The sequence below is a fragment of the Methylomonas fluvii genome (assembly GCF_014850975.1).
In the GTDB taxonomy this organism is placed as follows: domain Bacteria; phylum Pseudomonadota; class Gammaproteobacteria; order Methylococcales; family Methylomonadaceae; genus Methylomonas; species Methylomonas fluvii.
This window is the reverse complement of record NZ_JACXST010000001.1, coordinates 1,628,975-1,642,953: the sequence shown is the minus strand read 5'-3', so window position 1 is coordinate 1,642,953 and position 13,979 is coordinate 1,628,975. Positions and strand designations below refer to the sequence as shown.

Sequence of the window (13,979 nt, the reverse complement as noted above, 5' to 3'; positions counted from 1 at the left end):
ACATGGCCGCCGCGCAAAACCCGCTTCCCGGTTTCAACCCGTCGCGACACTTTATCCTGCGACCGGTCGCCACCTCCTTGCTGATGCTGGCCCTGCTGCTGGCCGGCATTTTGACTTACCGCTTATTGCCGATCTCGGCGCTGCCGCAAGTCGATTACCCGACGATTCAGGTCACGACGCTCTATCCCGGCGCCAGCCCGGAAGTGACGACCTCGGCGATTACCGCGCCGCTGGAGCGCCAGTTCGGGCAGATGCCCGGTCTGCGACAGATGTCTTCGACCAGCTCCGGCGGCGCGTCCGTGGTGACACTGCAATTCGATCTGGCATTGGATCTGGACATTGCCGAACAAACCGTGCAAGCCGCCATCAACGCCGCCAACAATTTCCTGCCCAAAGACCTGCCGCTGCCGCCGATTTACAACAAGGTCAACCCGGCCGACACGCCGATTTTGACCTTGGCGGTCACGTCATCCAGCCTGGCCTTGCCTAAAGTCCAGGACTTGGTCGATACCCGTCTGGCGCAGAAAATCGCCCAATTGCCCGGCGTCGGTCTGGTCAGCATCAGCGGCGGCCAACGGCCGGCGGTCAGGATACAAGCCAACCACCAAGCACTGGCCGCCTACGGCCTGAGTCTGGAAGACCTGCGCGCCGCCATCGCCGCCGCCAATGTCAACCAACCCAAAGGCATGTTCGACGGCCCGCAACGCTCGGCCATCATCGACAATAACGATCAACTACGCTCGGCCGCTGAGTACCGCGACTTGGTGGTGGCCTATCGCAACGGCGCGCCGGTGCGGCTATCCGCAGTCGCCGACGCGGTCGACGCCGCCGAAAACGTCAAACTGGCAGCCTGGGCCAACGACAAAGCCGCCGTCATCGTCAATATCCAACGCCAACCCGGCGCCAATGTCATTGAAGTGGTGGATCGCATCAACAAGTTGCTGCCGCAACTGCGGGCGACCTTGCCGGCCGCGGTCGAAGTGCTGCCTTTAACCGACCGCACCGTCACCATCCGCGCCTCGGTGCACGATGTGCAGTTCGAGTTACTGCTGGCCGTGGCGCTGGTGGTAATGGTGATTTTTCTTTTTCTGCGCAACCTGGCGGCAACCGTGATCCCGGCAGTCGCGGTACCGCTGTCGTTGGTGGGTACTTTTGCGGTGATGCACCTGGCCGGCTTCAGCATCAACAATCTGACCTTGATGGCTCTGACCATCGCCAGCGGCTTTGTGGTGGACGACGCCATCGTCGTCATCGAAAACATCTCCCGCTACCGCGAACGCGGCGAGTCGCCCTTGCAGGCGGCCCTGAAAGGCTCGGAGCAAATCGGCTTTACCATCATCTCCTTGACCATCTCGCTGGTGGCGGTGCTGATTCCGCTGCTGTTCATGGGCGACGTGGTGGGCCGACTGTTTCGCGAATTTGCCATCACCTTGGCGGTGGCGATTCTGATCTCGGCGGTGGTGTCGCTGACCTTGACGCCGATGATGTGCGCGAGGCTGCTACGGGCCAGCGCAGCCGGCCATGACTCACACGTGGGCTTCCTCGACAAAGTCATCGCTGCTTACGGCCGCAGCCTGGAATGGGTCCTAAAGCGCCAAGGCCTGACGCTGCTGGTCGCTATCGCCACGCTGGCGTTGACCGTGTTGTTATACGCGGCCATGCCCAAAGGCCTGTTCCCCATCCAGGACACCGGCCTGATTCAAGGCATTACCGAGGCGCCGCCCAGCATTTCCTTCGCGGCGATGGCCGAACGCCAGCAAGCCATGGCTCAACAGATCCTGGCCGATCCGGCCGTGGCCAGCCTGTCGTCGTTTATTGGCGTGGACGGCAGTAATCCGACCCTGAACAGCGGCCGCTTTTTAATCAACCTGCAACCGCAAGCCCAACGCGACAGCGCCACGGCTGTAATCGAACGTCTGCGTCCGCGCCTGGCCGACGTGCCGGGTATATCGGTCTATCTGCAACCGGTGCAAGACATGACTTTGGAAAACCGGGTCAGCCGCACCCAGTTCCAATTTACCTTGCAGACCGTGGATCTAACAGAGTTAAACCGCTGGACCCAACGCCTGGTCGAGCGCATGCGCGCCCTGCCCGGTATCGCCGATGCCGCCAGCGACGTGCAGGACCAAGGCCTGCAAGCCTATATCGAAATCGACCGCGCCAGCGCCAGCCGGCTTGGGGTGAGCACCGCCGACATCGATAACGCTTTATACAACGCCTACGGCCAGCGCTTGGTCTCGACCATTTTTACCCAGTCCAATCAGTACCGGGTGGTGTTGGAAGTAGACCCCAAGCAGCAGAGCGGCCCGGAAGGCTTGCAAGAGCTGCGGATTCCTTCCAGCAATGGCAGCCAGGTGCCGCTGTCGGCCCTGGCCAGCATTTCCGAACGGCAGACCGCGCTGGCTATCAACCATCTGGATCAGTTTCCGTCCGCGACCATTTCCTTCAACCTGCCCTCGGGCGCCGCATTGGGCGACGCCATTCAAGCTATCGAACAGGCAAAGCAGGACATTGGTTTACCGTTAGCGGTACAAAGCGATTATCAGGGCGCGGCACTGGCGTTTAACGCCTCGCTCAGCGGCACGCTGTGGCTGATCCTGGCCGCCATCGTCACGGTGTATATCGTGCTGGGCGTGCTGTACGAGAGCTATATTCATCCCATCACCATTCTGTCCACGCTGCCCTCGGCCGGGGTCGGCGCGCTGCTGGCCTTGCAGTTGTCCGGCAACGATTTGGGCATCATCGCGGTGATCGGCATCGTGCTGCTGATCGGCATCGTCAAAAAGAACGCGATCATGATGATAGACTTTGCGCTGGAAGCCGAGCGCAAGCAAGGCCTGCCGCCGCGCGAAGCGATTTTCCAGGCCTGCCTGCTGCGCTTTAGGCCGATTCTGATGACAACGCTGGCCGCTTTGCTGGGCACCCTGCCCTTGATGCTGGGCAGCGGCGTTGGCTCGGAATTGCGTCATCCTTTGGGCATCAGCATGGTCGGCGGTTTGTTGCTCAGCCAATTGCTGACGCTGTACACCACGCCGGTGATTTACTTGAGCTTGGACCGGCTGGCCCGCCGACTAAGCGGCGCGGCCGAATCGCCTTTAGCCGACAGCGGCGACCGCCAGCCGTGAATATCTCGGCACTGTTCATCTACCGCCCGGTTGCTACCACGCTGCTGACGCTCGGTGTGGCACTGGCCGGCATCATCGCCTTCCTGCAACTGCCGGTCGCGCCCTTGCCGCAAGTGGATTTTCCGACCATTTCGGTATCCGCCAACCTGCCGGGAGCCAGTCCGGAAACTATGGCGGCCACGGTCGCCACGCCGCTGGAACGGGCGCTGGGCCGCATTGCCGGCATCAGCGAAATGACTTCGGCCAGTTCCCTGGGCTCGACCCGGATCACCTTGCAATTCGATTTAAATCGCGACATCGACGGCGCGGCCCGCGACGTGCAAGCCGCGATCAATGCCGCCAGCAGCCTGCTGCCCAGCAATCTGCCCAACCGGCCCAATTACCGTAAAGTCAATCCGGCCGATTCGCCGATTCTGATTCTGGCGCTCACCTCCACCACGCTCAGCCGCGGTCAAATGTACGACACAGCCTCGACGATATTGGCGCAAAAAATCAGCCAGTTGCCCGGCATCGGCCAGGTCAATGTCGGCGGCAGCTCGCTGCCGGCAGTACGGGTGGAACTGAATCCCGGCGCGTTAGCACAATACGGCATCGGCCTGGATCAAGTCGCCCAAGCCATCAACGCCAGTAACGCCAATCGCCCCAAAGGCGCGCTGGAAACTGGCGAGCGGCATTGGCAAATTCACGCCAACGACCAGGCCGAACACGCCGCCGATTACCTGCCCTTGATCGTCGCTTACCGCAACGGTGCGCCGGTGCGCATCGCCGATCTGGGGACGGCGGTGGATTCGGTGGAAGATTTGCGCAGTACCGGCCTGAAGAATGGCCAGCCGGCGGTGTTGTTGATCATCAATAAACAACCCGGCGCCAATATCATCGACACGGTCGAACACGTCAAAGCCATGCTGCCGCAATTGCGCGCGCTGACGCCGGCGGCCATGGAATTGTCGATTGTCTCGGACCGTTCGCAAACCATCCGCGCCTCGGTCGATGAAGTGGAACGCAGTTTGTTGATCGCGGTGGTGTTGGTAATCCTGGTGGTATTGCTATTTCTGCGCCGGCTGCGCTCCACGCTGATCCCGGTGGTCGCGGTGCCGGTATCGCTGATCGGCGCCTGCGCGGTGATGTATTTATGCGATTACAGCCTGGACAATCTGTCGTTGATGGCTTTGACCATCGCTACCGGCTTTGTCGTGGATGACGCCATCGTGGTCTTGGAAAACACCAGCCGGCATATCGAAAACGGCGTGCCGCCGTTCCAGGCCGCTTTACGTGGTGCCGGCGAAGTGGGGTTTACCGTGCTGGCGATGAGTTTGTCCCTGATCGCCGTCTTCACGCCAATATTATTGATGGGCGGCATCGTCGGCCGGCTGTTTCGAGAATTTGCCGTGACTTTATCGGCGGCGGTACTGGTGTCGCTGGTGGTGTCCTTGACAGTGACGCCGATGCTCTGCGCCCGCTGGCTGGAACCGGAGGAAAATCATACCCCCGGCAAGCTGTCGGCTTGGTTGGAAGCGCAGTTCCAGCGCTTGCAAAACGGCTATCGCCGCAGTTTGAGTTGGGCGCTGCACCATCCCAAACTGATGTTGACGGTGCTGCTGGCTTGCATCGGCTTGAATGTTTACCTGTATATCATCGTGCCGAAAGGGTTTTTCCCGGTGCAGGACAACGGCCGGCTCAGCGGCGCCATCCAGGCCGATCAAAGCATTTCCTTTCAAGCCATGCAGACCAAGCTGCACGATTTTGTCGATATTTTGCGGCAAGACTCGGCCGTGACTGCGGTGGTCGGCTTCGCCGGCGGCATGCAAAACACTAATGCCGGCCTGATGTTTGCGGTGCTGAAACCACCCGAACAGCGTGACGCGCCGATGGCTGAAATCAGCCGGCGCATGCGGGAAAAACTGGCCGACGAACCCGGCGCCAGCCTGTTCTTGCAGCCGGTGCAGGATTTACGCATCGGCGGTCGCGGCTCGGCGGCCATGTACGAATTTGCCTTGCAATCCGAAGACTTGAACCTGCTGCGCGAATGGACCCCCAAGATCGTCGCGGCGCTGCGCAAGCGGCCGGAGCTGACCGACGTCAACACCAATCAGCAAGACAAGGGCCGGCAAATATCGCTGGTGGTGGATAGAGACAAAGCCGCCAGCCTGGGCGTCAGTCAGGCGGCTATCGATACCGCCTTGAACAACGCCTTTGGGCAACGCCAGGTGTCGGTGATTTACAAGCCGCTGAATCAATACCGGGTGGTGCTGGAACTGGCGCCGGAATACTGGCAAAACCCGCGCACCTTGCAACAGCTTTACGTCAGCAACAACACCGGCACCCAAATTCCGCTGGCGACGCTGGCCAGTTTCCAGACCAGCAACGCGCCGCTGACCGTCAACCATCAAGGCCAGTTTGCCGCCGCCACCGTGTCGTTTAACCTGATGCCCGGCACATCGCTGTCCACCGCCACCCAATTCATCGAACAAACCCTGCGCGATCTCGGCACGCCGGCGGCGGTGCGCGGCAGTTTTCAGGGCTCGGCCAAAGCTTTTCAGGAATCGCTGCGCAACCAACCCTGGTTAATCGCGGCGGCGCTGTTGAGCATCTACATCGTGCTCGGCATGCTCTACGAAAGCTATATCCACCCACTGACGATCTTGTCCACCCTGCCCTCAGCCGGAGTCGGCGCTTTGCTGGCCTTGCTGGCCTGCGATACCGAGTTCAGCATCATCGCCTTGATCGGGGTCATTTTGCTGATCGGCATTGTGAAGAAGAACGCGATCATGATGATCGATTTTGCCTTGGACGCCGAACGCCACCGCGGACTGAGCGCCGAGGAAGCCATCTTCCAGGCCTGTTTATTGCGCTTCCGGCCGATCATGATGACCACACTGGCGGCGATGCTGGGCGCGCTACCGTTGGCTTTGGGTTCGGGTTACGGCGCGGAACTGCGCCAACCGTTGGGGATTTCCATCGTCGGCGGTTTGATTTTCAGTCAATTGCTGACCTTGTACACCACGCCGGTGGTGTATCTATATCTGGATGGTGTCAGTGCCTGGGGCCGCCGCTGGTTTAGTTCGAACTAACAGCCGGCAATTCTGCGCCACGTTTGGCAGCGTCGGCCTGCAACAAGCTTAAAAATTCGTCGGTAGGCACGGGGCGACTGAATAAGTAGCCTTGAAATAAGCCGCAGTGATGTTGTTTCAATAGTTCAAGTTGCGCTGCGGTTTCGACGCCCTCGGCGATGGTCTCCATACCCAAGCCGTCGGCAAGCGCCAGAATCGCCCGGACAATGGCCGCGCTACTGTCATCGTTTTCCAGCTGCCGGACAAACGATTGATCGATCTTTAGCACATCCAGCGGCAATTCTTTTAGATAGGACAGTGAGGAGAAACCGGTCCCGAAATCGTCCATAGACAGGGTTAGTCCTAGTGCTTTCAAATGGTGCATGCGTTCGATGCAGGTCTTGATGTTGCCGATAGCCACCGACTCGGTGAGTTCCAGTTCGATGAATTTTGGGTCTGTGCCGGTTTTGCTCAACACCGCCGCGATTTTCTCGACTAATTCCGGATGCTTAAAATCGACGGCGGAAAGATTAACAGAAATCCGCAAGGGCCCCAGTCCTTGGGCATGGCAAGCGTTCACCCATAAACAGGTTTGCTCCAACACCCAATCGCTGATCTCCACAATCAAACTCGTCTGCTCGGCCAACGAGATGAATTTGGCCGGCGAAATCATGCCCAGCTCGGTGTGTCGCCAGCGGATCAGCGCTTCGGCGCCGACAATGCGGCCATCCCAATCCACCTTGGGTTGGTAGAACACCAGCAGTTCATTTCTGCCAATCGCACCGCGCAGTTCTTGCTCCAGCTTGATATTTTCCAATGCCGCCGCATTCAGCTCCGGCGAATAAAACCGGAAATTGGCGCGCCCTTCGCTCTTGGCATGGTACATGGCGGCATCGGCATTCTTTAACAAATCCGGCACGTTGTCGGCATCGTCGGGAAACAGAGCAATCCCGACACTGGTCGTCACGGTCATGGGCAGTCCGGCCACCGTCACGGGTTGCTTCAGCGCGGCCAGAACTTTCTCGGCAACCGCGCTGACGAAGGCCGCCGGGTTATGCTGAGTATGCAATTCACCGATCACGATGACAAACTCGTCACCGCCCAGTCTGACAACCAGATCGGTCGCTCTAACGCAATTGAGAAAAATCCGCGCCGCTTGCCGCAGCAATTCGTCGCCGGCCGAGTGCCCCAGGGAATCGTTGACGTTTTTGAAGCGATCCAAGTCCATAAAAAATACCGCCAGCTGCGCGTCATCGCGCCGGGCTCGCGCGATTTCCTGCCCCAGCCTGTCATGCAGTACCAAGCGATTGGGCAAACCGGTCAGGGAGTCGTAATGTGCATGTTGGTATAGCTTCTCTTCCCAGGCGGCATTGGACAGCGCGACGGCGATGCGGTCGCCGAAGTTGATGGCCGCGTTGCGCGATTCCGGTGGAATCTGTTTCGGCGCTTGATAACCCAAGCAAATAAGCGAAGCCAGTGCGCCGCTGACATGAACGGGAACTAGCAAATAGCGCCATGCGCCGGACACGCCGAGTACCTGCAAATACTCGGACATCTGCTCGTCGTCGTTAGCAATCTCCAGCACGCCATTTTGCATGGCGCGCAAATCCGCCACATCCTGTTGGTTCAGAATCACCGGTTCGGCTAATGTTTCGGTATCGTGCCCGCTGCGCCGAACCCGAATCTCGTCGGCGATACCGGTATCGGGATTGACGGCGGCGATGGAAATCAAATCGGAAAACAATATGCTGGGCAAGCGATTCAGCGCGGTGTCGATAATATCTTCGGCATTTAAGGCGGAGAGAATATGACGGTCGATTTCCGCCATCGTGGCGAGAATATCGAACTGGCTGCGCAGGCGGCGCGTCATTTCGTTGAACGAATCCGCCAACTCTTCAAATTCGTCGTGGCTATGAATATCTACTCGACATTCCAGATTGCCGTCGGCAACCCGTTGGGTGCCGATTTTTAAGCGTTCGAGCGGCGTTAAATAATTAGCAATCAACCTGCTGCTCAAATACACGACAATCAGCGCGGCCAGCAGAATCACGGGCGGGTAAATCGCGCTGAATTGCTTGATTGCCGCAAACGCCAGCGATTCAGGCTGGCTTTGCACGATGATTAGGTCCGGACCGAAAAATAGCGTAGCGACCGGCAGCTTCCAATACGCACCGAGGTAGGCTTCGCCGTCCCTTTGCCACGAGAAGCGGCCGCTATTGGCTTGTGCGACTTGCGCCCTAAGCTCCGGAGACGGATCGAAATCTTGCTCCAGCGCGAACAATATCTGTATCGAGTCGGCAGCCATCACCCATAGCAGATTGTTGGGATCGATAGTTTCGGAATTCCATAACAAGTCGGGTTTCAATTCGGCCATCAGGATGCCGGCTTTCGGTGAGTTTTCGACTAGATTGATGGCCATCCACAAACGATTGTCTTCAAGCCGCTGACCACTCACCGGTTTAATCAACGTTTTCCCGATCACAATCTGCGCTAGCTCTTCTGGCGTCAGCGTCGGTATTGCCGTGTTGTCTCGGGATAATGTGGAGGGTTGGCCATCGGCCCGCAGCACCGCCAACCCGGTGAATTGGCCTTGCAGCCATTGTTCGCCGGCCAGCGCGACCGGCTTATCACTATTGCTGGATTTATGAATTTTCAAGGCCGCCAGTCGCAGAGAGCTTTCGGCAAACAGCAAACGACTGACCAGTCCGTAGGCGTAATCCTTACAACCTCTCTGTAATGCCTTGGCAGTCTGCTCTTGCAGCTGCTGCTTCACCTGTTGAAAGGAAAGTACACCCAGAATGACAATAGGAATCAGCGCGGCCAGCACGAAAGAAAACAGAATGCGGCGGGCAACTTTACTACCGCTAAAAGATAGTCTGTTACCCATCGCCGATGGTTTACTCAGAAATCAGCGGCCAGACCGACGAAACCGCCGTCGCGGGCCAGGATAATGTCGTCCAGACTGTCCTTCAGACTAATCTGCTTTTTTGTGACACCATTTTTACCCAGGCTGTACAAATCGTATTTGGTATTGATCGGGTTAAGCGCGCCATCTTTGCGTACATCGCCGTGGGTACCCGGACCGCCTTCAATGATATTGAGATAGACATAGTCTCTACCCCAAGGGTCCTTACCGTTGTTTGGAAGAACGGAGGTGATGTCGCTAAGTGCATTCGGGTAGCGAAATTCGCGGGTGTAATACCGTTCGATTTCCATTTGGATGCCTATCAGGTAGCTAATGGCAAGATCGTTCTTAGTCTTATCGATATAACCGTTGTAGGCAGGTATCGCAATGGCCGTCAACACCGCCATAATAGCGACCGCCAACAGCATCTCCATCAGCGTAAATCCGTGTACTACCCTATTTTTTCTGTACATTTAATCCAAGACGCCTCAAGAAAATTTATAGCCTTGGCTAGGCTTGGCAAAAGAATACGGACGATAAACCCACAAACAATCCCTTTCGTGACCATCGCCAGGTTGCTTATTTTAGCAGAGTTGCTCTAAACGTCGGGATTCCTACGGTAGCCTAGCGTTTTTCATTCGCAAATCCCTTTTGCAAAACGCCTTGTTGATAATATTTTTTGATGTCTATGTTGTAATCCTGGGCTTTGACAATGCCTTTGATAGTCAACACCTTACCGTGTTCGTCCAGCAACATATCCGCTAGATTGACGATTGTTTCCGGAATCCGCTGTTTCTGAGCATCGAGCAACATGATGACTTTGGGGCGCAGCTTCTGCAATTCATTCACTTCCACCACAATCGCAATGTAACCATTGGTCATCATGACGATACTGCCGGGCGGATAAACGCCCAAACATTCTATAAATTTGATCACCAAACGCTCGTCCAGCTGAGAGCCGGCCATATTGGCCAGGATATTGGTCGCTTCCAGATGCGTCCGGCCTTTCTGATACACCCGGTCGCTGGTGATGGCATCGTACATATCCACGATGGTGACGATTCTGGTAAACAGCGAAATTCCTCTTTCGCCAATGCGCCGGGGATAGCCTTTGCCGTCCAGGGTTTCGTGGTGAGAATAGGCCGTGTCTATCGCCCCTGGATACATTTGATCGCTGGACTTGAGCAGTTCGTAGCCCAGAGCGGCATGCGAGCGCATAATCGCCAGCTCCTCGGGTTCCAGCTTGCCGGGTTTATTCAGAATATCCAAAGGCACCAGCATTTTACCCATGTCGTGCATCATCCCGCACAAACCGACATTGTTGAGGTTGGCTACGGAAAAATTCAGGTATCGTCCCAACACAATTGCTAAGGCGCAAACATTCAAGCTATGTTGGGCGGTGTATTTGTCTTTGTTCTTGAGCTGGTTCAGCCACAAAAAAGCATCCGGCGAATGCAAAATACTGTTGACGCATTGCGCGACCGCTTCTTTGGCGGCCTTGGTGTCTATGCCTTCGCCATTGGCGATGCGCTCCATAAAGTTAGATACCAACTGCTCCACTTCTTTATGAACATGTTCGGCACGAGCAAACTCTTTCTCGAAAACGCTTAGCTTTGGCGGCGGCGGCGCACCAAAATCAATATTGCTTTCGCTTAACAAACTGTCTTGAGTGGTTTTAGCCTGGACCGGGCGTTTTCTTTTGCGGGTGGCGTCGATGTAAACGTACTGGCAGACATCTTTTACCGCGCGGATATCCGCTTCGGTTTCCAGTTCAAATCCTTGAAATAAGAACGGACTCTCCAACCAAGGCCGGTCCAATTCGATGACATACATGCCGACGGTCAACTGGCTAACCGGCGTGTAGATGCGCTGATTGACATCGAAGGAATCATCCTTCTTCGCCTGATTTTTCAGCTTGCGACGGAAAGGCCACCAATTCTTAAAGAACATACAAAGACAATATCACTATTTAATATGAGAAATACCACATGGGTAACCGTTCCCAGGTAAAAAATGTGGCTGCAACCCGCCACATACACGTCCCGTGATAAAACCGGATACACGCCTGCTTATGCCTGGCGCCCAAGATTGGCATCAATTATAGAGTGTGATCGCTAAAGCACCGGGACCAAAATCCGAGACGAATACGCACCAACCCTCCGCCTCCATATAAAAACCCCGCGATTTATGTTGGTTAGATAACAGGCCTTACAAAGAATGTTGCTAATCCGACCATCGAAAAAACTAGAAATATTATTTTTTAACCTTTATTTTCAAAGACTTAAAAAACAAAAAAACTTTGGCACGGCCATTGCAATTATCAGGTTGTTATTAACAACACCTACTCAAGAGGAGAAGATCATGGCGAAATTACGTCAATGTGCTATTTACGGTAAAGGTGGTATCGGTAAATCTACCACCACGCAAAATCTGGTTGCTGGCTTGGCAGAGCTTGGCAAAAAAGTAATGATCGTCGGTTGCGACCCTAAAGCCGATTCTACTCGTTTGATTCTGCATGCGAAAGCGCAAAACTCCATCATGCAAATGGCAGCCGACGCCGGCAGCGTAGAAGACTTGGAACTGGAAGACGTATTGAAAGTGGGTTACCGCGACATTAAATGCGTTGAGTCAGGCGGTCCAGAGCCAGGCGTAGGTTGCGCCGGCCGTGGTGTTATCACCGCGATCAACTTCTTGGAAGAAGAAGGTGCTTACACCGACGACCTCGACTTCGTATTCTACGATGTATTGGGTGACGTTGTGTGCGGCGGTTTCGCGATGCCCATTCGTGAAAACAAAGCGCAAGAAATTTATATCGTTTGCTCAGGCGAAATGATGGCTATGTATGCTGCCAACAACATCGCTAAAGGTATCGTGAAATACGCTAACTCAGGCGGCGTACGTTTAGCCGGTTTGATCTGCAATTCACGTCAAACCGCTCGCGAAGACGAACTGATCATGGAATTGGCCAGAAAAATGGGCACACACATGATCCATTTCGTACCACGCGACAACGTTGTACAACGTGCGGAAATCCGCCGTATGACTGTGATCGAGTACGAACCACAAGCCAAACAAGCGCAAGAGTACCGCGACTTGGCCAACAAAATCATCGTTAACACCAACCTGGTCATCCCAACTCCCATCACGATGGACGAATTGGAAGACCTGCTGATGGAATTCGGCGTTATGGAAGAAGTTGACGAAAGCGTTGTTGGTGTAACCGCAGCCGCAGAAGCCACCGCTTAATCAGTATGTAGGTTGGGTTGGCTCTTAAGCCAGCTCAACCTGCTTTCGCATTGTTCCTAACAGGTCTGTGGGGGATTACCCACGACTACCAGGAGGATTTCATCATGGCAGCCATGACAAGAGAAGAGACCGAAGCGCTTATTCAAGAAGTGCTGGAAGTCTATCCCGAAAAAGCCAAAGCTGATCGCGCCAAACATTTGGCCATCAACGATCAAAGCTTGGAAAAATCAAATAAATGTATCACGTCCAACCGTAAATCCCTGCCCGGCGTCATGACCATTCGTGGTTGCGCATATGCCGGTTCCAAAGGGGTGGTTTGGGGTCCTATTAAGGACATGATCCATATTTCACACGGTCCGGTTGGCTGTGGACAATATTCCCGCGCCGGTCGCCGTAACTATTATGTAGGTACAACAGGCGTCAACACCTTCGGTACCATGAACTTTACCTCGGACTTTACCGAGAAAGACATCGTATTCGGCGGTGACAAAAAACTGGCCAAATGTATCGACGAAATCGAAACCTTGTTCCCGCTCAACAAAGGCATCTCCATTCAATCTGAGTGCCCAATCGGTTTGATCGGTGACGACATCGAAGCGGTTTCAAAAGTTAAAAACAAAGAGTACAACAAAACTATCGTTCCGGTACGTTGCGAAGGTTTCCGTGGGGTTTCACAATCACTGGGTCACCATATCGCTAACGACGCGATCCGCGACTGGGTTTTGGAAAATCGCGATGGCGACGAAAGCTTCCCAACCACACCATACGACGTAGCCGTGATCGGCGACTACAACATTGGTGGTGACGCTTGGGCTTCACGTACCCTGTTGGAAGAAATGGGTCTGCGCGTTGTGGCTCAATGGTCTGGCGACGGTACCATTGCCGAGATCGAAAAAACCCCAAAAGTGAAACTGAACCTGATTCACTGCTACCGTTCGATGAACTACATCGCCCGCCACATGGAAGAAAAGTACAACATCCCTTGGATCGAGTACAACTTCTTTGGCCCGACCAAAATCGCCGAGTCTTTGCGCAGAATCGCTGCTCACTTCGATGACACCATCAAAGAAGGTGCTGAGCGCGTGATCGAACGCTACAAAGCCGAATACGATGCAGTCATTGCTAAATACAAACCACGCCTGGAAGGCAAACGCGTGATGTTGTACATCGGCGGTCTGCGTCCTCGCCACGTTATCGGTGCCTATGAAGATTTGGGCATGGAAGTGGTGGGTACCGGTTACGAGTTCGGTCACAACGACGACTACGACCGTACCATCAAGGAAATGGGCAACGCGACCTTGTTGTATGACGACGTCACCGGCTACGAATTCGAAGAGTTCGTGAAAAAAGTCCAACCTGACTTAGTCGGCTCCGGCATCAAAGAAAAATACATTTTCCAAAAAATGGGTGTGCCTTTCCGCCAAATGCACTCCTGGGATTACTCAGGCCCTTATCACGGCTACGACGGTTTCGCCATTTTCGCCCGCGATATGGACATGACCATTAACAATCCTTGCTGGAAAAGCTTCAAAGCCCCTTGGAAAACCGAGGCGACCGAGAGCGAACCCGTCAAAGCGGTTGCGTAATCCGTAAGGTGGGTATTACCCACCTTAATTCCCGGAAGGGTGGGCCTGTGTCCACCTTACTAGGTGC

The 13,979-nt window shown here is 55.2% G+C and carries 7 protein-coding genes; 4 read left to right on the top strand and 3 right to left on the bottom strand.

The features are described from left to right. The first annotated feature begins 2 nt into the window (after nt 1–2). Together EBB_RS07850 and EBB_RS07845 are read left to right on the top strand one after the other, a co-directional pair. A complete protein-coding gene (locus EBB_RS07850) occupies nt 3–3,125 on the top strand; it encodes an MdtB/MuxB family multidrug efflux RND transporter permease subunit (RefSeq protein ID WP_192393195.1) in 3,123 nt (1,040 codons plus the stop codon). Further along, entirely contained in the window at nt 3,122–6,196 is a 3,075-nt protein-coding gene (locus tag EBB_RS07845; protein WP_192393194.1) for a multidrug efflux RND transporter permease subunit, read from the top strand. The genes EBB_RS07850 and EBB_RS07845 overlap by 4 nt, the downstream gene beginning before the upstream one ends. Here the strand turns inward: EBB_RS07845 and EBB_RS07840 are convergent. The 3 genes from EBB_RS07840 to EBB_RS07830 form a co-directional block, all read right to left on the bottom strand. Next, nucleotides 6,183–9,062, bottom strand: a complete 2,880-nt coding sequence (locus EBB_RS07840; protein ID WP_192393193.1) for an EAL domain-containing protein — start codon at nt 9,060–9,062, stop codon at nt 6,183–6,185. The genes EBB_RS07845 and EBB_RS07840 overlap by 14 nt on opposite strands. 14 nt (nt 9,063–9,076) lie before the next feature. Continuing rightward, nucleotides 9,077–9,553: a type IV pilin protein gene (locus EBB_RS07835; RefSeq protein ID WP_192393192.1), complete on the bottom strand. Its 477-nt coding sequence runs from the start codon at nt 9,551–9,553 to the stop codon at nt 9,077–9,079. A 151-nt stretch (nt 9,554–9,704) separates the two neighbouring features. After that, entirely contained in the window at nt 9,705–11,030 is a 1,326-nt protein-coding gene (locus EBB_RS07830) for a cyclic di-GMP phosphodiesterase (protein ID WP_192393191.1), read from the bottom strand. Between the two features lie 411 nt (nt 11,031–11,441). Between EBB_RS07830 and nifH the strand changes: the two genes are divergently transcribed. Together nifH and nifD are read left to right on the top strand one after the other, a co-directional pair. Beyond that, entirely contained in the window at nt 11,442–12,326 is an 885-nt protein-coding gene (gene nifH / locus EBB_RS07825) for a nitrogenase iron protein (protein WP_192393190.1), read from the top strand. 104 nt (nt 12,327–12,430) lie between these two features. Beyond that, nucleotides 12,431–13,912, top strand: coding sequence for a nitrogenase molybdenum-iron protein alpha chain (nifD, locus tag EBB_RS07820; protein ID WP_033159061.1), 1,482 nt, complete (start codon nt 12,431–12,433; stop codon nt 13,910–13,912). Nucleotides 13,913–13,979: the final 67 nt, after the last annotated feature.